General features: G+C 48.8%; 21 protein-coding genes. 10 read left to right on the top strand and 11 right to left on the bottom strand.

What is annotated here, in order from left to right:
- Nucleotides 1-5 precede the first annotated feature (5 nt).
- The 6 genes from ACNI29_RS00625 to ACNI29_RS00600 are packed head-to-tail and all read left to right on the top strand — an operon-like array spanning nt 6 to nt 7078.
- Nucleotides 6-1085 (top strand): HEAT repeat domain-containing protein, encoded by a 1080-nt coding sequence (locus ACNI29_RS00625; RefSeq protein WP_419780266.1) that lies wholly within the window; start codon nt 6-8, stop codon nt 1083-1085.
- Nucleotides 1072-2577, top strand: coding sequence for a GT4 family glycosyltransferase PelF (gene pelF, locus ACNI29_RS00620; protein WP_419780265.1), 1506 nt, complete (start codon nt 1072-1074; stop codon nt 2575-2577). The genes ACNI29_RS00625 and pelF overlap by 14 nt, the downstream gene beginning before the upstream one ends.
- A 3-nt stretch (nt 2578-2580) precedes the next feature.
- The gene (gene pelG, locus ACNI29_RS00615) at nt 2581-3951 is read left to right on the top strand and encodes an exopolysaccharide Pel transporter PelG (protein ID WP_419780264.1); all 1371 of its coding nucleotides are present in this window, start codon (nt 2581-2583) and stop codon (nt 3949-3951) included.
- An 18-nt stretch (nt 3952-3969) separates the two neighbouring features.
- Nucleotides 3970-4917 carry an NAD-dependent epimerase/dehydratase family protein gene (locus ACNI29_RS00610; protein WP_419780263.1) on the top strand — a complete coding sequence of 316 codons (948 nt, stop codon included), beginning with the start codon at nt 3970-3972 and terminating at the stop codon, nt 4915-4917.
- A gap of 23 nt (nt 4918-4940) precedes the next feature.
- On the top strand, nt 4941-6005 hold the full coding sequence (locus tag ACNI29_RS00605; RefSeq protein ID WP_419780262.1) for an HDOD domain-containing protein: 1065 nt from the start codon (nt 4941-4943) through the stop codon (nt 6003-6005).
- Nucleotides 6006-6019: 14 nt separating this feature from the next.
- The gene (locus ACNI29_RS00600; RefSeq protein ID WP_419780261.1) at nt 6020-7078 is read left to right on the top strand and encodes an HDOD domain-containing protein; all 1059 of its coding nucleotides are present in this window, start codon (nt 6020-6022) and stop codon (nt 7076-7078) included.
- 38 nt (nt 7079-7116) lie between these two features.
- Here ACNI29_RS00600 and ACNI29_RS00595 read toward each other — a convergent pair whose 3' ends face one another.
- The 3 genes from ACNI29_RS00595 to ACNI29_RS00585 all read right to left on the bottom strand — a co-directional run bounded on the left by ACNI29_RS00595 (nt 7117) and on the right by ACNI29_RS00585 (nt 11403).
- Nucleotides 7117-8496 (bottom strand): MBL fold metallo-hydrolase, encoded by a 1380-nt coding sequence (locus ACNI29_RS00595; RefSeq protein ID WP_419780260.1) that lies wholly within the window; start codon nt 8494-8496, stop codon nt 7117-7119.
- 75 nt (nt 8497-8571) lie between these two features.
- Nucleotides 8572-8985, bottom strand: coding sequence for a desulfoferrodoxin family protein (locus ACNI29_RS00590; protein ID WP_419780259.1), 414 nt, complete (start codon nt 8983-8985; stop codon nt 8572-8574).
- Between the two features lie 156 nt (nt 8986-9141).
- Nucleotides 9142-11403 (bottom strand): ATP-binding protein, encoded by a 2262-nt coding sequence (locus ACNI29_RS00585; protein ID WP_419780258.1) that lies wholly within the window; start codon nt 11401-11403, stop codon nt 9142-9144.
- Between the two features lie 244 nt (nt 11404-11647).
- Between ACNI29_RS00585 and ACNI29_RS00580 the strand changes: the two genes are divergently transcribed.
- Both ACNI29_RS00580 and ACNI29_RS00575 read left to right on the top strand, forming a co-directional pair.
- Nucleotides 11648-14092, top strand: coding sequence for a PEP/pyruvate-binding domain-containing protein (locus ACNI29_RS00580; RefSeq protein ID WP_419780257.1), 2445 nt, complete (start codon nt 11648-11650; stop codon nt 14090-14092).
- On the top strand, nt 14085-15164 hold the full coding sequence (locus ACNI29_RS00575) for a protein-tyrosine phosphatase family protein (RefSeq protein WP_419780256.1): 1080 nt from the start codon (nt 14085-14087) through the stop codon (nt 15162-15164). The genes ACNI29_RS00580 and ACNI29_RS00575 overlap by 8 nt, the downstream gene beginning before the upstream one ends.
- A 25-nt stretch (nt 15165-15189) precedes the next feature.
- Here the strand turns inward: ACNI29_RS00575 and ACNI29_RS00570 are convergent, their stop codons facing one another.
- The 6 genes from ACNI29_RS00570 to ACNI29_RS00545 form a co-directional block, all read right to left on the bottom strand.
- The gene (locus ACNI29_RS00570) at nt 15190-15792 is read right to left on the bottom strand and encodes a PepSY domain-containing protein (RefSeq protein ID WP_419780255.1); all 603 of its coding nucleotides are present in this window, start codon (nt 15790-15792) and stop codon (nt 15190-15192) included.
- Nucleotides 15793-15876: 84 nt separating this feature from the next.
- Nucleotides 15877-17268: a sensor histidine kinase gene (locus ACNI29_RS00565; protein ID WP_419780254.1), complete on the bottom strand. Its 1392-nt coding sequence runs from the start codon at nt 17266-17268 to the stop codon at nt 15877-15879.
- Nucleotides 17243-17923, bottom strand: coding sequence for a response regulator transcription factor (locus ACNI29_RS00560; RefSeq protein WP_419780253.1), 681 nt, complete (start codon nt 17921-17923; stop codon nt 17243-17245). The genes ACNI29_RS00565 and ACNI29_RS00560 overlap by 26 nt, the downstream gene beginning before the upstream one ends.
- A gap of 54 nt (nt 17924-17977) precedes the next feature.
- Nucleotides 17978-18760, bottom strand: a complete 783-nt coding sequence (locus ACNI29_RS00555; protein ID WP_419780252.1) for a 4Fe-4S binding protein — start codon at nt 18758-18760, stop codon at nt 17978-17980.
- Between the two features lie 153 nt (nt 18761-18913).
- On the bottom strand, nt 18914-20191 hold the full coding sequence (locus ACNI29_RS00550; RefSeq protein ID WP_419780251.1) for a phenylacetate--CoA ligase family protein: 1278 nt from the start codon (nt 20189-20191) through the stop codon (nt 18914-18916).
- Between the two features lie 104 nt (nt 20192-20295).
- A complete protein-coding gene (locus tag ACNI29_RS00545) occupies nt 20296-20751 on the bottom strand; it encodes a YaiI/YqxD family protein (protein WP_419780250.1) in 456 nt (151 codons plus the stop codon).
- A gap of 375 nt (nt 20752-21126) precedes the next feature.
- Between ACNI29_RS00545 and ACNI29_RS00540 the strand changes: the two genes are divergently transcribed.
- Nucleotides 21127-22815 carry an FmdE family protein gene (locus ACNI29_RS00540; RefSeq protein ID WP_419780248.1) on the top strand — a complete coding sequence of 563 codons (1689 nt, stop codon included), beginning with the start codon at nt 21127-21129 and terminating at the stop codon, nt 22813-22815.
- Nucleotides 22816-22824: 9 nt separating this feature from the next.
- Nucleotides 22825-23244: a winged helix-turn-helix domain-containing protein gene (locus ACNI29_RS00535; RefSeq protein WP_419780247.1), complete on the top strand. Its 420-nt coding sequence runs from the start codon at nt 22825-22827 to the stop codon at nt 23242-23244.
- A gap of 85 nt (nt 23245-23329) precedes the next feature.
- On the opposite strand, the gene ACNI29_RS00530 is transcribed toward ACNI29_RS00535, so the two are convergent.
- Both ACNI29_RS00530 and ACNI29_RS00525 read right to left on the bottom strand, forming a co-directional pair.
- Nucleotides 23330-24985, bottom strand: a complete 1656-nt coding sequence (locus ACNI29_RS00530; RefSeq protein WP_419780246.1) for an alpha-keto acid decarboxylase family protein — start codon at nt 24983-24985, stop codon at nt 23330-23332.
- Between the two features lie 205 nt (nt 24986-25190).
- Nucleotides 25191-25778, bottom strand: a complete 588-nt coding sequence (locus tag ACNI29_RS00525; RefSeq protein WP_419780245.1) for a hypothetical protein — start codon at nt 25776-25778, stop codon at nt 25191-25193.
- Between the last annotated feature and the right edge of the window lie 71 nt (nt 25779-25849).

Raw genomic sequence — 25849 nt, 5'->3', positions numbered from 1 at the left:
TCAGAATGGCGCGTTTGCGCCTGTTGGGGGCTTTTACAGCTTCATACCTTTTTGAAGGCGGAGCGGTTTGGTTGTACCTGAACAGGGATTCTGTTGACTGGTATATCTATGCTGCTTTTGCCGCACACCTGCTTTGCGGTCTTTCCTTCGTTCTTTTCACTGCACCCAAGCCAAGGGCTTTGCCCGGTATTGCTTTTTATTATCCGCGCATCGCCGGGTTATTCAGCTTTTTTTTGCCTTTGATCGGCTTGATCGGTGTTACCGTGACCCTGTTTTCGGCCCGTGTGGTAATGAAAAGTTACGGGCTGGCAGAAGACTACAAGGAAAAAGCTTATGAGCGGGCGGTGCTTGATATAGACCTGCCGACTGATGTTACCGAATTCCTTTATGACGAGGTGGATATTCACCCCATTGCGGATATTCTGTCCGGTGACGATATGGAAATGAAGCGCGGCGCGGTTAACCTGTTGCGTAGAATCGGTTCTGCCGAGGCGGTAAGCCTGTTGCGGAAGAGTCTTTCCGATGAAAGTGCCGAGGTCCGTTTCTATGCCCACACAGCTTTGACCCGGTTGGAAGAAGATTATGCCGATGCTTTGGATAAAGCCAAATTCCGTGCGGAAAGATATGACAGTCCGCAGTCACATGCCGAATTGGCTTCCACCTATCGCAACTACGCCCGCAGCGGCCTGCCGGAAGTTAATATGCAGGTGCGTTCCATGGCTCAATCCTGTGAGCATTGGCGTGTCGCTGTCTCCAAGGATGAGGGAAATAAAGATTATCTGATGCGTCTTGCGGAATCCTGTGTCGAAAGCAGGGAGTTCAGCGAGGCTTTGCATATCTATCGTGCTAATTTAAATGACCCTGATCTTGAAATGGAGTCCCGGTTGGGAATTTGCCGTATCTATTTTGAAATGGGTAACTTCATAGCTCTTTTTCAGGAAGTGGAGCAGTTGCGCTCGCGTCCTGAGTTGAAATCAACTGATCCGTTTAAGACCCTGATCTACAATTTCTGGATGGAAAATAATTCTACAGAGCAACAAACTGCAACTGAAAATTTCGACGAGGTAGACTATGAGTTCAGATAAAGAGTATGATGTCTGCCTACTTCTTGAAGGTACTTATCCCTTTGTTGCCGGAGGGGTATCCACTTGGATTCATAACTTGATCAAGGGTATGCCGGAGTTGACCTTCACTGCGGTGTGCATTTTGGCTTCGTCCAAGGAAAAGGCCGAGTACCGCTACGATGTGCCGGATAACTTTGTTGACCCTCAGATTGTGTACCTGCACGATCCGGTAGAAATTTCCCAGAATCCATTCAAAAAAATTTCCCGCAAGGATATGGAAAATCTGAGGCGGTTTCATTATCACATGGACCGTAACGACATTTCCATGATGAGGGAAATGGTCGAGTTGTTTCGTGATGGAAAATTTCCACTTTCAGAACTTTTTCATGGAAAGAAGGCTTGGGATATGCTGGTAGAACGTTACAAGCCGGATACTAATGACGAGTCGTTTATTGATTATTTCTGGACTTTCCGCTTTACCCATCTGCCGATTTTTAAAATGCTGCCGCTCGATCTGCCCAAGGCGAAGGTCTATCATACTATTTCCACAGGGTACGCTGGTCTTTTGGGCGTTATTGCACGGGTTATGACCGGAAGACCGCTGCTGCTTACCGAGCATGGAATTTACGTCAAAGAGCGTAAAATTGAGATTTCGCAGGCGGAGTGGGTTTACCGTAAGAAAGAAGAAAGGCTGCGTATTGATAGTAAGCTTGGTGCATTCCAGACTTTTTGGATCAGGATGTTCGAGCAGCTGGCCCGACTCTGCTATGACTATTCTTCCTCAATATACACCCTTTATGAGGGTAACCGTCAGCTTGAGATTCAGGAGGGCGCAGACCCCGACAAGATCAGGATCATTCCCAACGGGATTAGTCTGGATAATTTTCTGGGGCTGAAAGCTGAGGACCATGATTATCAGGGCCAGACCGAATTCGCGGTTGGTTTTGTCGGGCGCGTTGTTCCAATCAAGGATGTGAAGACTTTTTTGCGGGCCATCAAGATCGTTGCGATCAAGATTGAGAAGTTGAAAGTTTATATCATGGGCCCGACAGAAGAGGACAAGGAGTACTACGAAGAGTGCGTCAATCTTGTCCGTCTGCTGCATCTTGAGGATGTTGTGGAGTTCACCGGAAAGGTCAAGGTCACAGATTATCTGCCGAATCTTGATGTAATCGTATTGACCAGTATCAGTGAGGCCCAGCCGCTGGTTATCATGGAGGCCAACTGTGCAGGGATTCCGGCTGTAGCATCTGATGTAGGCTCCTGCAGGGAACTGCTTGAAGGACGCACCGTTGCTGATCAGGCCCTCGGTCCGTCCGGTCTTGTGACCAAGGTTGCTGATCCGGTCAGCACAGGGGAGGCTATCCTGAAAATACTGACCAGTCCGATTCTGCGCCAGCGCATGTCCCGGGCCGGGATTGAGCGGGTAAAGACTTTTTACAAAGAGTCCGACCTCAACAAAACGTATTTGACTATTTACAAAGATTATATGGCAATGGACAATTTGGAGTAGAATATGGCTGGAATCGGTTTTGAACTAAGAAAATTGCTTCGCGGGGAGAGCTTCCTTTCGGATGTGTCCGCTTATCTGTATGCGGCAATGGTTTCGTCCGGCCCGTGGCTGATGAGCGTGCTTTGTCTTGCGGTGCTGGGGCTGTATTCCTATTCCGGCTTTTCCCCGATGGATCAGGATATTTTCAGGACTACCATTGTTTATGTCTACGCGTTCACCCTTATTTATGTGGGTTATATTCAGCTGGTTGTGACGCGCTATCTGGCTGACCGGTTTTATCTGGGTGATGAGAAAATTACCCTGACGGCGTTTTTTACAAGTTCGGCAGTCGTTCTGATTGCCGGGGCGATTATTTCCATCACCGGAATATATTTTTTTGAGCTGACCATTACCTATAAGATTATTGCGGTGGCTCTTTTCCTTATTGTTGCCATGATCTGGCTGACCATGATTTTTCTGTCTGCGGTGAAGGATTTCCGGTCGATTGTACAGGCTTTTGCAGTAGGGACTTCGTGCAGTGTAGGTGCGGCTTTTGTGCTTTATCCGCTGATCGGTCTTGAAGGCTATCTGCTGGGCTACACCCTTGGGCAGGCGGTTATTTTCTTCTGGCTGCTGGCCCGTCTGCTGGCAGAGTTCCCTCCCGGCAGGGTCTGGGATTCGAAGATGTTTTCCTACTTTATAAAATATTGGGAACTGGCCTTGATCGGCATGTTTTTCAACCTTGCCATCTGGGTGGATAAAATAATGTTTTGGTTTGCCCCGGACTCAAGAATGGTGGTTCCGTACCTGCGGACCCATGATATGTATGAGGGACCGATTTTTTTCGCCTATCTGACCATCGTACCCACTCTGGCAATCTTTCTGGTCAAGATTGAAACCAAATTTTACGAGCATTATCACGATTACTTTGCGAAAATCATATCCAAAGAAGATCTTTCCAGTATTTTGCAGGAAAAAAAAGGTATGATTAAAATGCTTAAGGAAAGTCTGCGCGAGGTTCTTATAGTGCAGGGTTCTTTGACTATGCTTTGTATTTTCATGGCGCAGGAATTTGTGGATATGGTCGGTCTTTCTCCATTGCAGGAGCCGCTCTTGCAGATAGCCCTTGTCGGTTCGCTTTTGCAGGTCATGCTTTCGGTTGCTGTAATCATTCTGTTCTATTTTGACCTGCGCAAGGAAGTTCTGGCTGTGACACTGGTCTTCCTGCTCAGCAATATAGGACTGACCTGGCTGAGCATGCAGCTGGGATTTACTTTCTATGGTTATGGGTATTGCTACTCATGTTTTATTTCTTTGATGTTTTCTTATTATCTGGTTTCCAAGAGTGTTCGTGATCTGGAGTATATAACTTTTTCAAGTCAGCCTTTATTTTAAAATCCGGAGGTAGGGGAGATGAAGAAAACCTGTCTTGTAACCGGCTGTGCCGGATTCATCGGCAGCCACCTTGCACAGACCTTGCTTGACGAGGGTCATGCCGTTATCGGGGTGGATAATTTTGCCAGCGGTTATGTTCATAATATGGAAGGGTTCAAGGATCATGCTGACTTTATATTTTATGAAAAATCCATCACCGAACCGGGGCTGCTTGCGCAGTTGAAAAAAGAGCACAGCGAACTGGATATTGTATTTCAACTGGCAGCGGTGGTCAGTGTTCCGTATTCTGTAGAGCATCCTGAGCTTACCATGCAGGTAAATTTTGAGGCCAACAGGGATATGCTTGATGCGGCCCGTGAAATGGGGCTGTCGAATTTTGTTTTCGCGGGGTCCGCAGCTGAATACGGCGAAGAAGAGCGTCTCCCGGTAAAGGAAGAATATGCCGATGATGCCGAACAGCTCAGTCCGTACGGTGTGGCAAAGTACAAGTCCTCATCATATATTGAAAAATCAGGTTATGGATGTGCTTTGAGGTTTTTTAATATTTTCGGTCCGAGGCAGGACCCCACCAGTCAATACAGCGGGGTGATTTCCCGTTTTGTTGATTTCGGTCTGGCCGGAAAGAACATGGTTATCTTCGGAGACGGCGAACAGAGCCGTGATTTTCTTTATGTTTCCGATGTCGTAACGTCTTATCTGATCGCATCCGGGCTTGACAGGGAAGGCCGGGGACCGTTGACCGGTGTTTATAATGTAGGTACGGGCAAGGGCAGGTCCATTCGCGAGCTTGCTTCTGTTGTAGCGAAGCTAACCTCCGCGCCGCAGGAAATTGATTTCAGGCCGGAGCGTGCTGGTGATATCAAACATTCCCGCGCTGACGTAAGCAAGATTAGCGCAAGGGGATTCAAGGCCGAAATTGCTTTTGATGAAGGCCTGGCCAGGACTGTTGAGTGGGCCGGGAAATAATATAGTTTTTTGTAAGGATAAAGATGCAGGAAGTTGAACAAACAAAGACTCTTAACCCTCAGGTTAAGGATGCGGCAGTCAAATATGTAAAGCAGATGTTCCGGCAGGCCGGGGACTCTGAACTCATCCGGGTTTTGAAGAAGGAGTCTTTCAAGCATATCTATAAAAAGATGATTGTCGACCCGGATGATTTCATGGAAAGACCGCGCCCGGCGGATATTGAGCCGTGGGGTGGTAAAAAACCTGCTGGACCGAGAGATTTTCTCAAATCAAAGGTCGTGCTGCCCTCTCTGCCGCAGGTGCTGCTTGAGATTCAAAAGGTAATTAATGATCCTGACAGTTCTGCTAACGATCTGGCGGAAGTTATCAATAAAGATCCTAAATTAGTGGCTGCCATCTTGCGTTTGGCGAACAGCGCCATGTTCAGTTTCCGTACTGAGGTGGACACCACTTCCCGTGCAGTGGCCCTGCTGGGATTCAAACAAGCCAGCTCTCTGGCACTGGGGACTGTCTCGCTGAGCCTTTTTAAGCGCACTGAAGGTGCTCCTATTTTACAGGTCGAGAGATTCTGGAAACACTGCATTGCCTGCGGGGTGATTGCTCAGGAGATAGCAAAGGCTGCCGGGTATGATGATGTAGAACGGTTTTTTGTGGCCGGAATGCTTCATGATATCGGGTTGTATGTTGTCTTTGAAAGTGACCGCAGCCTTGCTATGGAGCTTTATGACTATGCCCGCCGTGACGGTAACAGTCTCTATGATGCGGAACTGGAATTACTTGGGTTTGATCACGCCACCCTCGGCGGTGTGATTATTAAGGACTGGAGCTTCCCCAAGTCACTGGTTATTGCCGCAGCAGGTCATCATAATCCCGAAAAAGCCCAAAATGATCCGGATGCAGGAATTATTCATGTTGCGGATTTTATTTCTCAGGCTTTGGGGTATGATTTGGGACTTTCATCAGTAATTGGAGTAATTGATGATGAGACTATTGAAAATATTGGTCTCTCAACTGAACAGTATGCTGCGATATTTCCAGATGTACAGAAGTTGATTGATGAAATTTTTGAAATTTTAAACCCCGCTTAATTTCAGGATTGCAAATGGGCATGTCCAGAGGTTCGTTGAAAATCAGGTCGGATATAAAAGAAGCTGCGTCCAATCATGTGCACAGACTTTTTTTGCAGGCCGGCAATTCTGACTTGGTCAGGGTTTTGAAAAAAGAAGCATTCAAGACTGTGTGCAAGCAGCTGCTGCGAGATCCGGATTTGTTGCAGTCGCGTATATTCCCGGATGACATTGAACCATGGAACGGTGAGAAGCCCAAAGATCCCAGCCATTTTCTGGCTGGATTACTTGTGCTGCCTTCTCTGCCGTATGTGCAGCTTCAGGTACAGGAAATTCTTGATGACCCTGAAAGTACCATAGAAGATCTCGTTGAAGTCATCAGCAATGAACCGAAGCTTTCAGCTGCTGTGCTGCGTCTGGTCAACAGCGGTTTGTACCAGCTGGACAAAAGTGTCGAGACTCCCGCAAAAGCAGTGGAGATCTTGGGTTTTGATAAGGCCGGCTCCCTGACTCTTGGAACAGTCTCACTTAGTCTGTTCAAGAGGGAAGAGAACCCTGTACTTGATTTGGAAAAATTCAATAAACATTCCATTGCCTGCGGGGTCATTGCACAGGAGCTGGCAAAAGCGGCAAACCTTGGTGATCCTGACCGTTTTTTTGCAGGCGGATTAATGCATGATCTTGGTCTGCATGTTATTTTTGAGAGTGATTACGGTCTGGCTGTCGAACTGTATAAGCTGGCAAATAGTGACGGCTACAATCTTTATAAGGCTGAAAAGGAACTGCTGGGGTTCAACCATGCTGATGTGGGCGGGTATCTGCTAAATAAATGGAAATTTCCCCGGCAATTGATTGCTGCGGCTTGGGGGCATCATAATCCTCGCAAGGTGAAGACCGATCCTGATGCAATGGTTATTCATGTTGCGGATTTTATTTCCCAGGCACTTGGTTATGATCTGGGAATCTCGCCGGTAATCGGCTTTATTGATAATACAGCGTGGGAAAAATTAAATCTTACCGGGGATCAGGTGATTGAAATGTTACCGAATATCCGGCTGCTGATTGATAATGTCCTTCAGATTTTAAAAGAATAAAATGATCCCGGAGAAATTTCTCCGGGATCTTTTATTAGTTATACCATTTCAAAACCGGATCGGCTCCAGGCGATAGCTCCGCCTGCCAGCGAGCAGACCTGCGAGTAGCCGCTGCTTTGCAGGTAGCTGCCTGCAATATTTGAGCGGTACCCTGAACCGCACATGACAATGATCGGGCTGTCCTTATCAATATCGATTCCTTCGTCGAGGACCTTGCTGAAAGGTTTATGGAGTGCCCCCTTTACCATACCTCCGGCGACTTCTGCGGGGGTACGGACATCAAGAAGGGTGAATTCCTTTCCTTCTGCGATAGCATCATGCAGTTGACGGGCTGATTTCTGGGCAAGGCTGTCCACAGGGTAACCGGCCAGCAGCCAGGCGGATATGCCGCCATGCAGATAACCGAAGATGCGGTCATAGCCGATGCGGTGCAGCTCGGTGCACATGCGGTTGTAATCTTCTTTGGAATTGACCACCAGCAGCAGGTCGGAATCAGGTTCTACAGCCATACCGACCCAGTTGGCGAGCTGCTTCTCAAGACCGATATTCAGACTGCCCGGAATGTGGAAACCACCGAATCCGGCGGCATCACGTACATCAATAACCGTGCAGCCCTGATCAATCATCTGCTTGAATTTTTCAGGGTTCATGGCCCGGTCGAGCGGACAACGTTCAAGCAGGGGCGCGCCTTCAAAGTTGGTGTTAATGATGTGGGTGAAAGATTTCGGGCGGCTGGGGAAAGACTCCAATACCTTGGTTTTGAAATCTTCAAAGTTATCGAATTGGAGCATGGGATTGTAGCGGCGTTCGTAGCCGAGGGTGGAGCTGGGTTTGGCACTCATGCCCTTGCCACACAGTGAACCCTGTCCATGTGCCGGGTAAACTTCTAGGTAATCCGGGAGTTTGCCCAGTTTTACGTAGAGGCTGTTGTACAGATTGGCTACCTGCTCATCTAAAATTTCGTCTCCGGGCAGGTCCGGACGGCCGATATCGCCTACAAAAAGCAAATCCCCGGTGAGGATCATCCAAGGCTCATTACCGCGCATAACGTCGGTAACCAGAATGGAAATGGCGTTTGGTGTGTGTCCGGGGGTGAACAGAAAATCAAGCTTGGCAGCCCCCACGGTGAAGGTGTCGCCTTCTTTGATCGAGGTATGTTCGTAGCCGACCTTGGCATTTTCGTGGATAAATAGTTCCGCCCCGACGATGGACTTCAGTTCCTGTTCCCCGCCGACATGGTCAGCATGAACATGAGTGTTGATGACCCGGGTGATCTTCATTCCTTCTTCGCGGGAAATATCAAGGTATTCCTGAACATCCCTGCGCGGGTCCACAACGATCATTTCGCCTGCGGCAGGGCAGCCGATAACATACGAGTAACAACCGAGTCCTTCAGTGGTTAATTGTTTAAAATACATTAATGCGTACTCCTATGATCAAGATTCAAGTTATAATGAGAGTATGGGAGAGAGTCCGTTTAGGGGTGGCTCCAGCTATAATTTAACCGGGCTTACCCAGAAATCATGCTTGTTACAGAAGCTGGTAGCAAAATATTTTCTACCCTTGCTGCCTGCAGGAAGCTTAAAGCGGGAAACAGCTTTTTCATCAGTGTTGGAGAATGTTTTAGCACCCACGACATTTCCTTTATCATCAACCAGAGTGTGGCGGACAATGTAATGCTTTTCGGTCATGGGGTGCAGGGTGCGGATTATGGCTTTGCCGTTTTTAACTTCAACCTGAGGGAGATGGGTCGCAGCTTTTTTATCCCAGACACCGGGATCTTTCTCTGTGTAGATCACATTTGAAGGATATTTACTGCTTTTCCCTGCACTGGCATTGGCTACAGGCATAAATATTGCCGCACTTGCCGCGGCGGACATGACCATGAATTTTCTTCTTGAATTCATAATTTTCTCCTTGGGTATATCCCAATGGTGCTTTGTCAAAATTTAGGAGATTATAATACAGCTACTTCGCAATTTACAATATTTTATGCTCTAAAATATTTAGCTAGTCAATAAAAATTACTGTTATTAAATAAGGAGGGTCGTTTCGTTTTTCGCCTAATTTTTCGAATTATTTCGGAACTCGCGGTCTATTCTTTCAAGGAGTTGCAGTTTAGTTACCGGTTTGGTTAGATATCCGGTACATCCGGCCTCGCGTGCAGCATCAGCGGTTCCTTTAATGGCGTGGGCGGATAAGGCAATAATCGGAATCTTAGGAGTTCCTAGAAGCCTTTCCCAGTCACGTATTTCTTCCGTGGCTTTGAACCCATCCATGATCGGCATTTCAATATCCATGAAAATTATATCAGGTTGAAAGTCCTTATATAATTGAATTCCTTCCTCTCCATTGTCCGCGCATTCCAAAACATGAGGCGATCCGGCGAGGAAGTGTTTGAAAAGAAGCTTATTACTGTGGTTGTCTTCAATGAGCAGCACTTTGCGGGAAGTTAGTTCGTTGTCTTTGCAGGCTTTGTCCTTATCCTCCGCCAAGGGTTGCGCGCTGACTCTGTCCATTACGAGGATGAAGGTAAAAGTACTGCCTATCCCCATAGTGCTGGAGAGGGTTATGTCACCATTCATCATTTCACAGAGTTTTTTGCTGATGGAAAGACCCAGTCCTGTGCCCTGATACTCGCGGGAAATGGAGCTGTCGGCTTGGGTAAAATGGTCGAAGATTGCTATCTGTCTCTTTTTCGGGATACCGGGACCGGTGTCCTTGATTGCAAATTTCAACTCTACTTTATGCTCGGAAATGTGGGAGCAGCTTGCTTTTACGTATACTCCCCCGGCTTCGGTGAATTTGATGGCGTTGCCGATAAGGTTTAGCAAGATTTGCTTAACCCTTACGGGATCGCCGATAACCCTTTCCGGTAATTTCCCGTCAATGCTGCATGACATCCTGATGTTTTTTTGAGCAGCGGTAAGTTCAAAAACACTGCACGCCTGATGCATTATTTTAGTCGGGTTGAATTCAATACTCTCCAGATCCAGAAGCCCTGCTTCCACCTTGGACATATCAAGAATGTCGTTGATGAGCGCCAGAAGCCCTTCCCCTGCATTTTCAAGCAGTTTGATATATTTTTTCTGGTCATCGCGCGGATCGGATTCCTTTAGAAGGTCAGTGGTCCCGAGAATAACATTCATGGGGGTTCTGATTTCGTGGCTCATTACTGCTAGAAACTGGCTTTTGGCGTGGCTGGCAGCAACTGCAGCTTCCTTTGCGCTATTGATTTTGCGTGCAACGATCCAGCCGATAAAGCCGGATAAGAGTATGGCAAATGCTCCTGTCGCCAGACTGAGCCTGTAGTTATCCTTAATCGTACCCAGATAATCGTCCTCAGGCAGGTAGAGGCCGATTATCCAAGGCCAGTGCTTGTTATTAAAAGGGGTGAATACCGCATTGTAGCGGTCTCCCATGTGTTCGAAGGTGGTAAATACCGGTTTTTCCGGAAGTTGATCCGGCGGTATCTTTAAAGAGTTATATGATTTACGGCACAAGGGGTCCGGCAGTTCGCTTATTTTACTCAGCCGGATTTTGTTGTTGCCGGTGGTTTGCTTCAAAGCGGTAACATCCGGGAAAGCCACAACATTTCCACTGGTGTCAACGATGAATGCTTTTCCGTTTTTACCGATATTGAGCTTGCTCAGGAAAGTTGAAAGCTTATCTATTGTGATGTCTACACCGACAACTCCCTGCAATTCTCCCTTGGTGTTGTAAACAGGACTGGCGGTGGTTATTCCCGGTTTTTGGGTTGTAAAAAAAATGTAAGGCGCGGTCCAGATCACATCGTTATTCATTAGTGCATCAATGAACCACGGACGCTTGCGGGGATCAAACCTGTCGAGAGGAACGAGTTTGCTTTCCAGAACTTTCAGTTCCGGGGTGGTCCAAGTCATCTTGGTGGTTCGTTCTCCGTTTTTAATTTTGATTGTCTTGGTAAGCAGGCCGCCTTTCATTTTGTCATTCGAGCGGTTGACCATGAAGAATTCACCCTTGATGTTGCCGTAATAAATTCCTGTAAATTGATGATAGAGAGTGAGTTGTTCCACAAAATAGCGAAGCATGTCATCAGAGTGTTCACTGTTGACGATATTGCTGTCAGCCAGAAAACGGGTAAGCTCTGCTGCGTTTTCCGCAGGTCGCAGGTAGCTCTCTGATTTATCGAGTGTGTATGCGGAAATGTTGAGCATTATGTCATGGGCCAACCCGGTTAAGGCATCCTTCGAGGTCGTGAAGTGGGGAATAATTATAAAAGATGTAAGGATGATTGTTATCGCGGTGAAACTAAGAGTCAGCCACCATTTTTTCAGGTAATTCATTCTATTTGATTTCTCCTTACTTTCTCCGGGAATAGTTCCCCTGATTCTGTCTTTTCCCACGCAAAAAATACTTATTTCAATAATATCTTTTAGTAGAAATAAAATCAATCGGTTGTGACAAAAATATGGAGTGTTTTCTATTGATGAATAAAGTGCAGTATGTGTCTTGTCACATTCAGTTGTAATGGGGTAATTTGTTCTTAAGTCTGGTGTTTTTTAACCATGATCCTCTTCCGGAGAACAAATGCTGTCATTTGAAATTGTCAAATTCTGGATTCAATTCTGGCTTGCGCCGCGGACGTTACTGCAAAATAAATATGAAGCGTTCAAAGTGTTGCTGGAGTATGATTCTCAGGCGCTGGAGCTTATCGCCGATCTGGAGGAATTATTTTATGGCAGACGTTTGGTGGACCGCAGTCAGGCGGTCTGCATGTATCAGCAGTTGTCTGTGGCTGTTGCCGGGATGGTCGGTGAATTGTGCAGGATGCATCCGTACAAGTTTAGAAACCTGTATGACGAGTATGTTCGTATTGATGCCTTGGCTGCCCGGTCCGTGGTATCGCCGGAGGTAAAAAGTGAACCTCCGTTTGCAATTCCGCTGGCAACTGCCGGGGATTTTCCGGAACTTTCCGGGGGCAAGGCTGCGAATCTTGGGCGGGTACATGCTCTGGGATATACCGAGGCACTGCCGGGTTTTGTGGTTACTTCCAATGCTTTTCACGCTTTTGTGAAGCACAATGATTTACGGCAGGAGATTGAAAACCGCCTTTGCCGCATGGAGGTTGCTGATATCAGTCTCCTTTCGGCGTTGACTCTTGAACTGCAGGAACTTTTTCTGAACAGTGAAGTTCCTCCGGGAGTTGCCGCGGAAATAGAACGCGGCTTGAGTACGTATCTTGACGGCACTGGTCTGCTGGCTGTTCGCTCCAGCGCGCTGGCCGAGGACAGCGAAATTTCATTTGCCGGTCAATATGCCAGTGAGCTGAATGTCTGCCCGGATGAAGTTCTGGAAGCGTACAAGCGTGTTCTGGCCGGGAAGTATTGCCCCCGCGCTATTTCCTATCGAATTTCCAATGGCCTGACCGACAATGACACAGCTATGGCTGCGCTTATCGTGCCGATGATTGATGCCCGCAGTTCGGGGGTGGTCTATTCCATGGACCCGGATTGCCTGAGCCGGGACAGCGTAGGGATTTACGGTGTATCCGGACTTGGTGCTTCGTTGGTGGACGGCAGTGTGGTTCCGGTTAAAGGTTCGCTTTCACGGGATAAATATCCCCGTCCGGTCAGCGAATGCGCTTTTGACCGTTCCGCTTTACCTGATGAGAAAATGCTTGTCCGGCTGGCGAAGTGCGCTTTGAATCTGGAGGAACAATTCGGATGTCCGCAGGATATGGAATGGGCTGTAGATTCGGAAGGACAGTTTCATATTCTGCAGACCCGCCCTTTGCAGCAGGGACAGGAAAGGCATGCAGTGGCTGGTCCTATCGCAGCAATGCCGGTTGTTGAAGGACTTGAACGGGCAGCAGGGGGGGCCGGATGCGGTGAAATCTATTTTGCAGCCAGCGGAGCGGAGATTTCCCGGATACCTGAAGGGGCGATTGTTGTTACTCCCACCCTGAAGCCGTCGTTGCTGAGTTTTGCCGCGAAAATGAACGGGGTGATCGCGTCTGCCGGAAGCCGGGCCAGCCATTTCAGTTCCGTAGCCAGAGAAATGGGAATCCCGGTGCTGGTAGGCGAGGTTGCCGATCGTTTGAAGAAAGGTCAGGTTGTTACGGTCGACGGCATGGCCGGGGCTGTCTACGAAGGATGCGTTGAGGATGTTTTGACCCGCTCCAGTCTGGATGTGCAGGTCTCGCCCCGTATTCTTGAATTGTACAGCGGCATGGTTGCGCCGTTGGTGCATCTGAATGTGGTCGATCCGCAGGACGAAAATTTTACCCCTGCCGGATGCCGGTCTTTGCACGACCTTGTGCGCTATTGCCATGAGATGTCAGTGCAGGAGATGTTTTCACTGGTCGATAAGCGCGGACTTGGCATGGGGCGGTCAAAACTTTTGCAGACCGGTTTGCCTTTGGTTGTTTACCTGCTTGATCTGGACCGGGGTCTTGATCCCGTAGCGGACAGGAAGAAAGAACTGAGTCCGGCTGATATCCGTTCTGTTCCCATGCATGCCTTTTGGAAGGGGCTGGCTGATGAACGGGTGGCCTGGCCGGAAGAAATGGTTCATGTTGATTGGGAAGAATTCGACCGCATGTCAGCAGGTTTTTTGAGCAAGGATTCAAAAATACTGGCCAGTTATGGAATAGTGGCCGAAGATTACCTCCATATTCTGGTTCGTTTCGGCTATCACTTTTCAGAAGTCGATTCCCTCTGTGGGGATGTTGCGGCCCAGAATTATGTGAAATTTCGATTTAAGGGTGGAGGGGCAGGACTCGATAACCGGGTTTTGAGGCTGGAATTTATCAGCCGTGTTCTTGACCATTATGGATTTGAGACTGAAACGCGTGGTGATATGCTGGATGCTTCCTGTTCCCGGCTGGATTCTGAAGCCACCGCAAGGCAGCTTGCAGTTCTGGGATATTTGATGGCAGTTACCCGGATGATGGATATGCGTCTGGATAGCCCGGATCATGTCGGTAGGGAATTTGAGGCTTTTATCGATGCTGTGGAGGGGATTTATGTCTGAGCAGGGCAAATGTCATGCATACAAGATAACATGGGTTACAGATCAACTGGCAGTCGGTTGTGCACCCATGAGCTATGACCAGTTGGAATCCCTTAAAGAACAGGGCATAGACGGGATCATCAATCTTTGCGGTGAATTCTGCGACCTGCACGAAATCGAACAGAAAGCCGGATTTGAAGTCTATTATCTGCCCATTGCCGACGAAGAGGCCCCCGGGCTTGTGGAGCTGGAGAATGCTCTGGAATGGCTGGATGAGTCAATCTACCTCGGCAAGAAGGTTTTAATTCATTGCCGGCACGGTATCGGCAGGACCGGAACCGTACTTAATGCCTACCTGTTGCGGCGGGGGTTGGGGCATAGGCTGGCCGGACGTAAAATGAAAGGTTTGCGCTCCAAGCCCGCTAATTTTTCCCAGTGGTGGACTATCCGGAAATACGGGCGCAAAAGTGGCAGGCTTACCTCACGCCCCCCAACGGTGGAGTTCACCCGTAAAGTCGATCTTTCGCCATTTTTTAATGATTATCTTGAGTTGGTTGATAAACTTGAACAGCGGGCTGAAAAAATGGAAGGGCGAAGGCAATGCGGTTTGGATCATGACCGTTGCTGCCGGACTCCGCTTAGCATGAGTCTGGCCGAGGCCCTTCATCTAAGCCATTGCGTGAACCTAGAACTGGATCACGAAGTCCGGCTGGTGGTTATTGAAAAGGCAATGGCCACAGCGCGTATTGAGAAACGGGCCATGCGTGAACTGGCGGCTGATAATGAAGCCGGGTTCTGCCTTTCCGGCGTGGATTCGGAATGTCCGCTGCTGGCAGAAGGTAAATGCAGGCTCTTTGAATCCCGCCCCTTGCAATGCCGTGCTTTCGGCATGGATGCATCCGAAAATGGCCGGCTTTGGCGTGATATTCTCGGTCCCGGGCTGGATAGTATTTCCACCCAAATCTGGTTTGCCTGTACCGGAGTCATGCAGAAGGGAGGACTGCCGCATTTTTCCCTGACAGATGTTGTTTCCGGCAAGTTTATTGAGATTCTTTTCAAGATGATGATGGAGCAGGGGATGGACGGTTCGTAGCCATCCCCTGAATTTCCAGTCGTTTTTAACGATCGTCGTTATCGGTGTGTTTCATATGTCTTTGGCTGAGAAGTCGTCCGCTTTTCGGGTCGAGCATGACCGTGATGGTTCGCTGCGGAGTGAAGAGATGGACCTGATAACATAACAGACCGTCGATGTTTTCAAGTTCGGCTTTGTATGCGGTGCTGCATGTTTTCAGTTCTGCCTGCTTGATTGCATTTTCCATTCCCAGCGTGTTCTGTTTGATTGAGTCATAGTTGCTACAGATATTTTCAATCAGGGTGGGCATGAATTTCGGCTGGCTGATGTTCAGGATTTCTCCTGTTTTGAGGGAAGCTTTGACCTGCACTATTTCTTTACCACGCAGAATGTCTATTTCGACATACTGGACCCCGTCTTCATCTTCGATTTCAATTTCAAGGGCAATGCCTTTGGTTTCAGCTTCTGCTTTAACGACCAGTCCAGCAAGAGTTGTCTTACTCGTTTTTATTGATTCGATTATGTAATCTGCATTTTTCATGTCGTCATCACCAAAAAAGTCATCGGCGATCGCTGAAATCGCTCCGAAGGTTATGGTGGTGGCTGTGCACAAAACTATAAGGGCTTCTTTTAAAACAGTGTTATTCATGATGGTTCTCCTTTTGGGTTGTTGGAGACATCATGTGCTGTCTGGATTGCCTGTTGCTTACCCGTAAATTACACAGGTGTAATTCTAGCCAAGTGGAAAGCGGACCTCAAAAATGCTGCCGCCAGCCGGGTTGTTCCTGACTGAAACACTGCCCCCGTGTGCCTGCATGACAGCTGAAACAAGGCTCAAGCCTAAGCCTACACCTTTAGTGGAGCGGCTTTTGTCCTGACGGTATAGTTTTTCAAAAATGCGATCATGTTCCTCTTCCGGGATTCCCGGTCCGGTATCCTGTATGGAGATTACCGCATATTCATTTTCCAATGCGGATTTGAAAGTTACCTCTCCACCTTGGGGAGTAAACTTAAGGGCGTTGTCGGTCAGATTGGCGAGAACCTGCATTGCTCTTTGGCGATCAGCGGAAATCATTATCCTGCCGCTATGGTTGATCATGGTTATTTTTTGCTCTTCCGCAATTATTTCATAAAGATCAATAGCTTCATCAATTAATTCGGAACACGGGATTGCTTCCGGGGAGAGAAGCATCTGACCTGTTTCGGCTTCGGTGATGTCCATGAGCATGTTGATTAGTCTGTCAATGCGTTCCACATCTTCTGCGCAATCCATCAATGTTTCCCGTTGTTCGCTTATGGATGCATCAGAGAGCAGAGTCTGTTCTATGCGGGCTTTCATGCGTGCAAGCGGTGTTTTAAGATCATGGCTGACATTGCCCAAGGTATCACGCATGGCGGTAATCAGGATTTCAACTCGTTCCAGCATGACATTGAATGTTTCGGCCAGTTCCTTTAACTCACCGCTTTTTTCAACGATTGGGACCCTGCTCTCCATTTTTCCGTGAGAAACATTTCGTGCGGTTTCGGCCAGATCCCGTATCGGACGCAGGACATGGCGGGAAAAGGTGATTCCTCCGATTATGCCGAGCGCGATAATACCGACAAGGGTAACCATGAAGATATTCTGCAAACCTTCAACCATAAACTCCTGTCGTTCAGTGGTTCTGCCAATTTGCAGGGTATATCCGTTTTTCAGCGGTAGAAAGAGGATGTCTAAATCTATCTGGGTAGGGAGGTCCAACTCAATCCAACTTCTCTTTCTGGGCAGTGCGTTTTGCAGAAAATATTTTGAGTCCAGTGTTTCCAGTTCCTGAGGGATGGTCAGCCAGACAGTTTTTCCGCCGGAATCAGTCAGCTGGATAAATATATTGCTCAAGGTATTGAGTTGATGCTGTGAGCGGACTGTTTGCAGTAGGGCTTCATTTCCTTCGGCTTCGTATGTTTTTATATATGCCTGCGCCCGCTCATCTATCCGTTCCCGTTCAATCTGGGTCAGGTAGTGGTCGAGCATGAAAGAACTCAGCGCAAACACGCAAAGTGTACTGCCTACAAAAAGCAGGAAATAGGAAACAACTATCCGGTAGGGACTGAGTTTTTCCTTAATTTTTCCGGTCAGTGAGGACATAGCCGACCCCGCGGATTGTGGAAATCAGGTTTTCTTTGAAGGGCTTGTCTATCTTGGAACGCAGGCGGTGCATAAGCACTTCCACAACATTGGTCTGCGGGTTGAAGCTGTAATCCCAAATGTGCTCCAGAATCATGGTTTTAGTGACAACCCTACCTGAATTGTTCATCAGGTACTCCAACAGGCCGTACTCCTTTGCATGGAGAATGATTGGTGTTCCGGCCCGGCTGACTTCGCGGGTGAAGCGGTCAAGAGTAAGATCGCCTACCTGCAGTTTTGATTCTGTTGGAACCCGTGAGGACCTTCGGACAAGGGCCTGCAAGCGGGCCTGTAGTTCGGCAAAGGAAAAGGGTTTGGTCAGGTAATCATCGCCCCCTGCTTGAAGTCCCGATACTTTATCATCAACGCTTTGGCGGGCACTGAGTATCAGGACCGGGGTTTCGATTGCACGGCCCCGCATTTCAGCAATAATGCTGAGTCCGTCACGCCCCGGGAGCATGAGGTCAATTATAGCTGCGTCATATTCTGTGTTTAGGATGAAGCTGAGCCCTTCATTTCCGTCTGCCGCATGATCGACAGTGTAGCCTGATTCGCGCAGGCCTTTGCCAAGATATTCGGCGATAGTCATATCATCTTCAACAATCAATATCCGCAAAACAAATCTCCTTTGAAAGGCCGTGCCGCCTGTATCGGCTGCACGGCCTGAATCTTACCACTGATATACGAATAATACCAGATAGGTAGCGGTCAGGTAAACCGCCATAGCCAGAGCAGCGAATATACCGGGTTTGACCTTGAAGCCCAGGAATTCGAGCGAAAGGGCATCGGCTTTTGGCGGGCAGACATTATCCAGACAGTTGAAGCAGTTCAGGCAGTCTCCCCCGCAGATTTCTGTTTTGCCGGAAGGATTGACCTGCATGGGGCAGACCCGGTCACATTTACCGCAACTGATGCATGTCTCGGAGTTGCGCTTAATCTTGAGTATTTTGAAGGCTTTATTGATAAGGTTGTATCCGGCCTTCTGGAAGCACATATATTTGCAGAAGAAGTTGGGAATGAAAAAAGGAACGAGCAGAACGGCTAAATGCTTGGCCTGTATATAATTCCATGAGAATGCAGTGGATTTGTACATCTCAATGTGGTCTCCGAAGTAGCTGACTCCCTTGATGACAAAGAGATAAAGGAAGAAAACCAGCAAAGGGTAGCGAATCATGCGCAGCCATGAATCATAGGGCTGGGGGATGTTGAATTGCAGTTTGGGAAAGAGTTTATTGCCGATGCGGGTGGCAAAGTACGACGCGCTCCCGAACGGACAGGCCCAGCCGCAGAAAAAGGGTCCGAAAAGAAGAATGGAGCCAAGCACGATGTATTCACTTTCCAGCTCAAAATCTATTCCCATAATTTTGGCCATGAAATAGAAGTTCGCAGCAAAGAAAAGGCGGATAGCATCCCTTGATAAGGTCAGCGGTGTGTCTTTTTTATAGAGTTTCATTGTTTCCCCTTGTTTTTGAAATTAATCGTTATGTGGGGGGGATAATGTAAGATCAATCTTGCGGATAGATTATCTGAAGATTACATGGGTGTAATTTCCCATAACAAAGCCCCTCCCGGCCTTGAAAGCTGGGAGGGGCTTTGGAATTTACGGTTACATGAATCGCTTATCAATGACCCGCCGGATTTTTCCGGTGGTTTGTACTCTTGGGATTCCGCCGGAGGGGACTACCAGAATCTTGAAGGCCCGGATGTTGTTCTTCCGACGGTTGATGCCCACAGCCGGGATCTCACCTTTCAGGCATTCATAGACCTTGGAACTGAGTTCATAATCGTCCACAGCGTCGCTGTCTGCTGCTTCGACACGAATTATAATGTCTGTTTCATCACCGTTCAGATCGAGCCGGACCTGAAATACCGGGGCAAGTTCGGTGAATTTACCGAGACAGGAACCCAGCTGGTCCAGAGTCATTGAATCGTACTGAAATTCTATGATTTCGTCTGAACGCTGCAGGAGCCTGAAGCGCGGGCTTTTGCGGCCGCATTCACACTCGCCGTCCATCCATTCAATGTTGTCACCAACATTCATGCGGATGGCAGGTTGCAGGCTGCGGATCAGGGATGTGGCTATAACCTCGCCGCCATCACCCTTTTCCACGATGCAATGGGGTTGCAGGATATGATGTTCCGTTCCGGAGCAGTATTCGCACTGGAAACCGATGGGACCGACTTCTGCCGCGCCGTATCCGGCAGAGTGGAAGGTGGCGTTCGGCCAGACGGATGAAAGGTAGCTTTCCTGCTCTGTGGTAAGCGGGGTGGAGGCAAAAGCTACTTTTTCAATACCCAGATTAATGCCGCGCCGGGATGCCTCCTGCGCAATCTGCACAAGGGTGGGGGAAATGCCGAAAATTGTGTTCGGGCCCATAATTTTCAGGTACTCAATAGTCTTTTCTACCGGCTGGTTATCGGTAATGGGCAGTATGTTGCAACCGATCATTTCAAGGGCGCGGTAACTGGTCAGGAACCCGGTCCAGAATGCTCCGGCCCTGATGCAGTTGGCAACCAGATCTCCCGGAGTAATGCCGCAGGCCATCAATCCGTAAGCCGAGCCGTTGCATACTTCCTGAAATTCATTCAGACCGTAGCGCGCAAAGCTCATCCTGCCGGAAGTGCCTCCGGTAGAGAACTTATAGAATCCTCCGGTGGTCCGGGTGTACAAGGACTTCTTGCAGGTTTCGCCTTCCGTGCACAGGGTCTGCTTATCGATAACCGGAAGTTGTTTGAGATCATCCAGGCTTTTAAGCGGCAGCTCTATGCCATGATATAATCTCTTGTAGAAAGGGGCTTGAACAGCAATACCAAGAATCTGGTTCAGCTTTTCCAGTTGATGTATCTCGGCTGTGCTTTTGTCAGAAAAATGGAGATCAGTCATCAGTACCTCCCAGTTTATGCGCATGATCAGTATATGGTCGTAAAACCATATTAGCAGAATTCAGGAGGCGGTGTATATAAATACAGAAAAAATTATGCGCGCAGCTAATGGCTGTTCAGGGCGCGGGTCAGGAATTTATCCAGCTGATTGGTGAAGTTCTGCTTATCTTTGGGACTGAAAGCAGCCGGACCGCCTGATACGGTTCCGGCACTGCGCAATTCTTCCATGAGGTTGCGCATGCTGAGGATTCCTTTGATGTTGTCTTCTGTATAGAGTTCCCCGCGCGGGTTGAGGCCCGTGGCCCCTTTTTCAACAATCTTGTCTGCCAGCGGGATATCTGCAGTGATTACTAGATCTCCGCTCTGGCAGAGTTTGACGATTTCATTGTCCGCAACATCAAATCCTGCTCCGACCTTGATCATATCAATGAAAGGGGAGTTGGGTATATTCATGTACTGGTTGGCGACCAGAGTAAGTTTTACTTCGCGTCGGACCGCGGTTTTAAACAGGATTTCTTTTACTGCCTTGGGGCAGGCGTCGGCATCGACCCAGATTTGCATATTGTTTCCTATGGCGGGTTAAATGTTTGCAGACCTTATAGAGCCGCTTGCGGGAGAATGCAAATCGGTAGTTATGTGGAACTATAGTTGTTTATTTTAACATATATAGCTCTGCCCATGATTTTGATCAGGAAAATTCCGTTTAAATAATATGTTAGCTTGATGCTTTTAGCCGTTTTAAATTGATTAGCTTAATGGTTGTTTGTAGATTCATACCTTCTGGATATGGAAATCATGTCTGTAAGTTTTTGTTTTTTATTGACAAAATACATTTTGTTCCAAACCGTACACAGTCCAGATTCTTTTGCTGTTCGCTTACGTATTCTTTAATTGTGCCTCATACGGCATAATTAAAGTTTTTAATCAGGAGAGAACATGAATCTGGAAGCCGCCAACTATCAGGAAAACACTACTCAGGTCCGGGATGATTCCATCGGTCCTTATACATATGACGAATTCATTGAAGCTGCCCGTAATTTCCATGGCAGCCCTGCACCGGGACTTGTGCTCGGGGCGTATATGATGGAGGAGGCCCGGAAACACCTTCCTGAAGGCACAATTTTCGATGCTATTTCCGAGACCTCGTGGTGTCTGCCGGATGCGGTGCAGATGCTGACCGTATGCAGTACCGGTAACGGCTGGCTGCGGGTTAAGAATCTGGGTGTTTATGCTCTCTCCCTGTTCGATAAATATAGCGGCGAAGGTGTGCGCATCCGGGTTGACCCTGAAAAATTAAAAGCATGGCCTGAGACTGAATCATGGTTTTTTAAAAGGCGTCCCAAGCATGAGCAGGATTCTGTACGTTTGCATGCGGAAATCAGGGAAGCGGGAGCGTCTTTCTGTTCCATCGAAGCGGTTCGGATCAAGCCGGAAGCGATGATCAAGCGCAGCAAAGGCGGAATCACCACCTGTCCCATCTGCGGCGATGCCTATCCCGGCTCTTTCGGCGCAATCTGTAGAAGCTGTCAGGGTGAAAGCCCTTACGCCAGCAAGGACAGCGGATTGAAAGCCGCTACTGCCCCGGTTCCCGAAGGACTTAAAGTAGTCCCGGTGGACGAGGCCGAAGGCAAGACCGCGGTGCACGACATGACCCGCATTGTTCCCGGCGAGAGCAAGGGACCGGAGTTCCGCAAGAACCATGATTTTACCGCCCACGATATATGTAGATTGCAGATGATCGGCAAGAACCACATTTATGTGGATGAAGGTGACATTCCCGAAGGTGAGTGGGTGCATGAAAACGAGGCCGCGCGTACTTTCGGCAGAATCATGTCCGGGGAAGGCATCTATCCCGATGGCAAGCCTAAAGAAGGCAAGGCAACCCTGCTGGCTGAATATGACGGGCTTCTGGTCAGCGACCTTGAGATGATGGAACGTTTCAACCTCGTTCCTGATGTGATGGTTGCGGCCCGTAAGAACGGAAGTCTTGTTAAAAAGGGTACTCGCATTGCCGGAACACGGGCAATTCCCCTTTATCTTTCCCGTGAAAATTTTTCCCGCGCTGTTTCCGCGCTGAACGGCGACCCGCTTTTCAAAATTATGCCCCTGCAAAGGAAAAAGGTCGGTATTCTCATTACCGGGGATGAGGTTTTCAACGGCCTTATTGATGATAAATTTGAGTCTGTCATCACTGCAAAGGTGCAGGCACTGGGCTGCGAAGTTGTCCGCTCTGTCATTAAGCCGGACAACCGCGAGGAAATCCGCGATGCGGCTCTCTCCCTCATGAAAGAAGGTTGTGACCTGCTCATCACAACCGCCGGGATGTCTGTTGATCCTGATGATGTGACCCGCCACGGCCTGGTGGATGCCGGAGTATCCGACCTCCTTTATGGTGCTCCGGTACTCCCCGGCACCATGCTGTTGCTGGCTAAGGCCGGAGATGCCCGCGTGATCGGTGTCCCGGCGTGTGCATTGTTTTTCAAAACCACAAGTCTGGACCTTGTTCTGCCCAAGGTGATTGCCGGACAGGAAATTACCCGCAGGGATCTGGCCTCACACGCTGACGGCGGTTACTGCATGGAATGTAAGGTCTGCACTTTCCCCAAATGTCCTTTCGGAAAATAGGAGGCGAGTATGAACAAGAATATCGACCCGCCTGTAATGGGTTCAACTGCGGCACTGGCGGAAATGGATTCTCATAACCCGACCATCCGGCTGCATCTCTGGCTGGAGGGAGGCGAGGGTGTCTTCTTCGGCTACGGCAGGCTTCTCCTGCTGGACCGCATTGAAACCTGCGGATCGCTCAAAAAAGCGTCTGAGGAACTGGGCATGTCCTACCGTGCTGCGTGGGGCAAGATTAAACAGACTGAGCAGGTCCTGGGGTTCCAGCTCATGGAGCGGGTCGGCAGCAGGCGCAGCGGCTACCGCTTAACCGAAGCCGGACGCATTGTCCGCGACAAGTACTTCGAGTGGTTCAACAAAGTGGAGCAGGATGCCCGCACCCGGGCTGAAGAAATCTTCCCATGGAAGTCCAGGAGTTTCGGGGAAAGTTAGGCTCCGCTCAAATCAAAAAAGAATCAGCCCTTGCACGGTTAACGCGCAAGGGCTGATGTCATTTTCATAGATACAAACAGCTGTTTTAAGCTTTCCAGCCCGGTCCTTTCACCACGATTTCATTAAGAACCTTGCCCATTTCAGGGCTTTCCATCATTCCGGTGATAACTTCAATGTAGCAACCTGCGTCTGAGTCTGCTGCTTTTTGCAGGGCTTTATCAAGTTCGCGGTTGGTGGTGACTTTCGCGCTGAACCAGCCGTCCATTCCCAGAGCTTCGGGCAGTTTGCTGTATTTCCACTGCGCCAGATCATTGTAATAAATATAGGGATCTTCGCAGAGCAGCCGCTCAATCAGATAACCTTCGTTGTTCACACAGATGATGATCGGTTTGAGGCCGAAGCGCGCGAACTGGCAGATTTCCTGTGCGGTCATCTGGTGTGCGCCTTCCCCGGTCAGCAGCATGGTGCGCCGCTTAGGTGCGGCAAGTGCGGCCCCGAAGGATGCTGGCGTGGCCCAGCCGATGGAGCCCCAGAGAGTCTGGTTGAAGAAAACAGCATCTTCGGGCAGGCGGGCATTGACCAGTCCCATAGATGCGGTCCCGGTTTCACCCATGATGATATCACCGGCTTTGAAAAAGGCTTCGATGCGCGGGTAGAGGGAGTCGGCGGTGATTTCCGCTTCCGGTTCACCCACGGCTTCACCGAGTCCCTGCGGGGTCATGGGCATGGGCAGGAACAGGTTTCCAATGCGGTCGCAGAGGCTGTTCAGAACTTCGTCCATCATTACGTTGTGATAGACTGCATGGCCGATGCAAACCCGGTCGGGGTGGATTTTGATTTCACGGTTGGGGTCAAGGTTGACGGTGAAAGCTCCGGTGTTGATATCGGAGCGGATGGTTCCGAAGCTGATGACCAGATCGGCTGATTCAACAGTTTCGCGCACTTTCTCATCAAGTATGCGACCATTGTAGACACCGATGAAATTAGGGTGTGTTTCGGAAAGGGTTCCTTTTGCCATGAACATGGAAGTGAACGGGATGCCGGATTGGTCGATAAATTTGAGCATCGGTTCATGCAGTTCGTAGCGGCCTATGAGCGCGCCGACCATGGCAATGGCAGTATCGGCTTTTTCCAGCTTTTTGCTGATCAGCCCGATTACAGTGTCGAGGGTGTCCTTGTCGCTGGCTGGTGTGGGCAGGGTATGCGGCTGGGTGCAGCCCAGTTCTTTGAGTGCTTCGTCAGCCGGAACAGCGATGTAGACCGGTTGCTTTCTGGTGAGTGCGGCGTTGATGCAGCGTTCCACCTCGGCCACGGCATTCTCGGCGGTAAGGATGGTGCTGGCGCAGACCACGGGCTGGGCCATTTTATGGAAGAGGTCGAATTCCCCGTTGCCCAGTGAATGGTGGATGAGGTTACCGTTGCGCTGCACCGAGCATTTGGGAATCCCGACAATATGAAAGACGGGCAGGTTTTCGGCATAGCTTCCGGCAATGCCGTTGATGGCACTGAGTTCACCCACACCGTAAGTGGTGCAGACCGCGCTTTTACCTTTGATGCGGGCGTAACCGTCTGCGGCGTAGGCGGCGTTCAGCTCGTTGCAGCAGCCGATCCATTTGAAGTCCGGATCATTGCAAAAGGCATCATTAACCGGGAATGCGTAATCGCCCGGGACACCGAAAATATCCGTGATTCCGATTCCTTTAAGCCGTTCAAGAAGGTGCTCAATAACATTCTGGCCCATGACTTATCCCCCGTATTATTTAAAGTAGGCAGAAGGGTATAATTATCGTCTACTCTGCCATCTGGGGAAATTCATGTCTATGACAATTTGAGAGTATGTGGAGTCATGGGGTACTTTACTGGCAGAAGGTTCGGGGTTCAAAGGTTTTTTAGAAATAAAAAAGGCGCCCTGAAAAGAGCGCCTTTAAAATGACATTGAGATTTAATTAAGAGAATTTCTTGCGCAGCCCGATCAGCCCGAGAAGGCCGGAACCGAGCAGCCATACAGCACCCGGAATCGGGGTTGCTGCTGTTGAGGCTCTGCCGTGGAGGATGTAGTCATCATAGTCCTTATCGCCCCCGCGGTCGTTGAGCATGATAACCAGATCATTTTCACTGAAAACAATGTTGTTGTAGGAGAACTCTTTGATTACTTTAGCGGTGTAAACGTTATTACTCTGATCGTTCAGACCAAGGTTGTAGCTCTTGTAACCGTCAGTAAAAAAAGTGTTTTCCAGATCAACTGTAACAGCATTGTTCCAGTTGCTTTTGTCCTTGTTGGAAAAAAGCACTGTGCTGGAAGAGCCGTCATTAAGTTTGAATCTGTTATTTAACCCGGCCTGACTGACGACAGCGGTAACGTCCCAGACGCCTGTGCCGGATGTAGTCTGCAGGTAGCTTGAAAGATCGCCGGAAATCTTGGCGCGCTGCATCAAAATATTATTATGAGTAGTGCCGATATATGCTGCAAATGCAGATGTTGAGCAAAGCGTTAACAAAAGCACTACCAGAAGCAGTGTTGTTTTTTTAAGCATCCCCTTTTTCCTCCCCTTAAGTGGATCTTATTGAAATTCTAAGTAAAAAGCTAATTCTGGCGCAGAATATA

Source organism: Maridesulfovibrio spiralis (SeqCode) (genome assembly GCF_048571135.1).
Taxonomy (GTDB): Bacteria; Desulfobacterota; Desulfovibrionia; order Desulfovibrionales; family Desulfovibrionaceae; genus Maridesulfovibrio; species Maridesulfovibrio spiralis.
Note: the sequence above shows the minus strand (reverse complement) of the source record. Positions and strands in the feature narration are given on the sequence as shown.

What these genes read in the sequence shown, in the direction of transcription:
- ACNI29_RS00525 (WP_419780245.1), bottom strand. Translation starts at nt 25,778, where the DNA reads ATGCTTAAAAAAACAACACTGCTTCTGGTAGTGCTTTTGTTAACGCTT.
- ACNI29_RS00605 (WP_419780262.1), top strand. Translation starts at nt 4,941, where the DNA reads ATGCAGGAAGTTGAACAAACAAAGACTCTTAACCCTCAGGTTAAGGAT.
- ACNI29_RS00580 (WP_419780257.1), top strand. Translation starts at nt 11,648, where the DNA reads ATGCTGTCATTTGAAATTGTCAAATTCTGGATTCAATTCTGGCTTGCG.
- ACNI29_RS00575 (WP_419780256.1), top strand. Translation starts at nt 14,085, where the DNA reads ATGTCTGAGCAGGGCAAATGTCATGCATACAAGATAACATGGGTTACA.
- ACNI29_RS00535 (WP_419780247.1), top strand. Translation starts at nt 22,825, where the DNA reads ATGAACAAGAATATCGACCCGCCTGTAATGGGTTCAACTGCGGCACTG.
- ACNI29_RS00625 (WP_419780266.1), top strand. Translation starts at nt 6, where the DNA reads ATGGCGCGTTTGCGCCTGTTGGGGGCTTTTACAGCTTCATACCTTTTT.
- ACNI29_RS00585 (WP_419780258.1), bottom strand. Translation starts at nt 11,403, where the DNA reads ATGAATTACCTGAAAAAATGGTGGCTGACTCTTAGTTTCACCGCGATA.
- pelG (WP_419780264.1), top strand. Translation starts at nt 2,581, where the DNA reads ATGGCTGGAATCGGTTTTGAACTAAGAAAATTGCTTCGCGGGGAGAGC.
- ACNI29_RS00600 (WP_419780261.1), top strand. Translation starts at nt 6,020, where the DNA reads ATGGGCATGTCCAGAGGTTCGTTGAAAATCAGGTCGGATATAAAAGAA.
- ACNI29_RS00550 (WP_419780251.1), bottom strand. Translation starts at nt 20,191, where the DNA reads ATGACTGATCTCCATTTTTCTGACAAAAGCACAGCCGAGATACATCAA.
- ACNI29_RS00545 (WP_419780250.1), bottom strand. Translation starts at nt 20,751, where the DNA reads ATGCAAATCTGGGTCGATGCCGACGCCTGCCCCAAGGCAGTAAAAGAA.
- ACNI29_RS00555 (WP_419780252.1), bottom strand. Translation starts at nt 18,760, where the DNA reads ATGAAACTCTATAAAAAAGACACACCGCTGACCTTATCAAGGGATGCT.
- ACNI29_RS00565 (WP_419780254.1), bottom strand. Translation starts at nt 17,268, where the DNA reads ATGTCCTCACTGACCGGAAAAATTAAGGAAAAACTCAGTCCCTACCGG.
- ACNI29_RS00595 (WP_419780260.1), bottom strand. Translation starts at nt 8,496, where the DNA reads ATGTATTTTAAACAATTAACCACTGAAGGACTCGGTTGTTACTCGTAT.
- ACNI29_RS00590 (WP_419780259.1), bottom strand. Translation starts at nt 8,985, where the DNA reads ATGAATTCAAGAAGAAAATTCATGGTCATGTCCGCCGCGGCAAGTGCG.
- ACNI29_RS00570 (WP_419780255.1), bottom strand. Translation starts at nt 15,792, where the DNA reads ATGAATAACACTGTTTTAAAAGAAGCCCTTATAGTTTTGTGCACAGCC.
- pelF (WP_419780265.1), top strand. Translation starts at nt 1,072, where the DNA reads ATGAGTTCAGATAAAGAGTATGATGTCTGCCTACTTCTTGAAGGTACT.
- ACNI29_RS00530 (WP_419780246.1), bottom strand. Translation starts at nt 24,985, where the DNA reads ATGGGCCAGAATGTTATTGAGCACCTTCTTGAACGGCTTAAAGGAATC.
- ACNI29_RS00610 (WP_419780263.1), top strand. Translation starts at nt 3,970, where the DNA reads ATGAAGAAAACCTGTCTTGTAACCGGCTGTGCCGGATTCATCGGCAGC.
- ACNI29_RS00540 (WP_419780248.1), top strand. Translation starts at nt 21,127, where the DNA reads ATGAATCTGGAAGCCGCCAACTATCAGGAAAACACTACTCAGGTCCGG.